This is a genomic window from Bradyrhizobium sp. 31Argb, from assembly GCF_043638955.1.
In the GTDB taxonomy this organism is placed as follows: Bacteria; Pseudomonadota; Alphaproteobacteria; order Rhizobiales; family Xanthobacteraceae; genus Bradyrhizobium.
The window spans coordinates 1-1792 of record NZ_JBEGDB010000561.1 but is presented as its reverse complement, the minus strand read 5'-3'; the positions used below and the strand labels follow the sequence as shown (position 1 = coordinate 1792).

Annotated in this window: 2 protein-coding genes; both read left to right on the top strand. The window is 62.5% G+C overall.

Annotation, left to right across the window (positions count from 1 at the left end; all coding sequences use genetic code 11):
- Nucleotides 1–217: 217 nt before the first annotated feature.
- Nucleotides 218–790, top strand: coding sequence for a L,D-transpeptidase (locus AAFX91_RS41360; protein WP_394570313.1), 573 nt, complete (start codon nucleotides 218–220; stop codon nucleotides 788–790).
- 134 nt (nucleotides 791–924) lie between these two features.
- Nucleotides 925–1674, top strand: coding sequence for a DUF2927 domain-containing protein (locus tag AAFX91_RS41355; protein ID WP_207234710.1), 750 nt, complete (start codon nucleotides 925–927; stop codon nucleotides 1672–1674).
- Nucleotides 1675–1792: the final 118 nt, after the last annotated feature.

Sequence of the window (1792 nt, the reverse complement as noted above, 5' to 3'; positions counted from 1 at the left end):
CGCGAAACTACTTCGCCGTCGTCGCCATTGCCGCCACTCTGCTCTGGATAAGGTAACTGTCCACACGGCCTAGCGGGACATTGCTGCCATCGTTTCCGATGTGTTGCCTTTTTTAACCGCGGTGTCCGAAAATCCGTTGCTCACGGCGGCGTGGGTTGCGCATTCGAACAACTTATGGCCTCACTTTCGTGAGGCTGGAAATAACGCGAGGAAGGCAATGACACGGGGCAGGGTTTTGCTGGCGGCGGCGCTCTTGATGCTGGGAGGCGCCGGTCAGGCGCAGGCCCAATTCTTCGACACCCGCGACATCATGGGCGGCGGCCCGAACTTCTTCGGTACCGGCGCGAGCCCGATCCAACGGGCGACCGTGATGTATCCGAGCCATTATGCGCCGGGCACCATCATCATCAACACCGCCGAGCGACGGCTCTATCTCGTCCTCGATGACGGCCAGGCGCTGCGCTATGGCATCGGGGTTGGCCGCGACGGTTTCCGCTGGAGCGGAACCCATCGCATCACCGCCAAGAAGGAATGGCCGAGCTGGACGCCGCCGGCGCAGATGCTGCGGCGCCGCCCCGACCTGCCGCGCCACATGGCCGGCGGCGTCGAAAATCCGCTCGGCGCCCGCGCCATGTATCTCGGCTCGACGCTCTACCGCATCCACGGCTCCAACGAGCCGGAGACGATTGGACAGGCGGTGTCGTCGGGCTGCTTCCGCATGACCAACGAGGATGTGGTGGATCTCTATAGCCGCGTTTCCGTCGGCACCACTGTCGTCGTCAAGAATTAGGACGGTACGGGAACCAGCGCTGCCATGCGCAAGCAAGCTTGCGCGCGCACCGTGATTGCGGCAGCGTTATAGCGATGTGCACGCTTCGCCGTATCCTGGCTGTCCTCGTCCTTGCAATCGCCCCGGCCGCGATCATGCCCGGCCTCGTTGCGCCGCCGGCATGGTCGGGCGAGAACCCATCGATCGCCGCGCGTCAGCGCAACGAGAAGAAAGCCTTCACCGATAGCGAGATCATCGAAGGCTTCATGAAGACGGCGTTCGGCGCCGAGTACCACCTCGCCGGCCGCGTCGACCGCATCCGCAAATATGACTCCCCGATCAGGGTGTTCGCCGATGGCACCCGCGCCGACCGCAAGGCGCAGCTCGGAAAGATCGTCGGCGACATCGCCGCCAAGGTCCAGCATCTCGACATCGCCATGACCGAGAGCAGCGAGATCGCCAATGTGAGGGTGAAGCTGGTACGCGACCGCGATCTCTATCGCACCATCACGACCTTCTATGGCAGCGAGCGGGCGAAAGAGATCCGCTCCTCGCTCGACCCGCAATGCCTGAGCGGCTTTCGCAAGAACGACAATTTCGAGATCGAGCATTCGGACGTGATCCTCACGGTCGACAACGGCGACTTCGTCTTCTTCGATTGCGCCTATGAGGAACTGCTGCAGTCGCTCGGCCCGATCAACGACACCTCCAGCGTGCCCTGGACCATGTTCAACGACAACGTCTCGATGGGCTATTTCGACGTCTACGACCAGTACATCCTCAACCTGCTCTACGATCCCCGCATCAAGGCCGGCATGACCGTGCAGGACGTCAAGGCCGTGTTGCCCGACGTCCTCGCCGACGTCCGCGCCTGGGTGAAGAAGGTGAACAATCTGCCGGAGTGAGGAGGCTCTTCCCTTCTCCCCTTGTGGGAGAAGGTGGCGCGGGTGGTCCTGACCGGCTACATGGGTAACAGAATAGACCGGCGACATGGGTAACAGGTCAACTGGTCGGCAAGGAGGA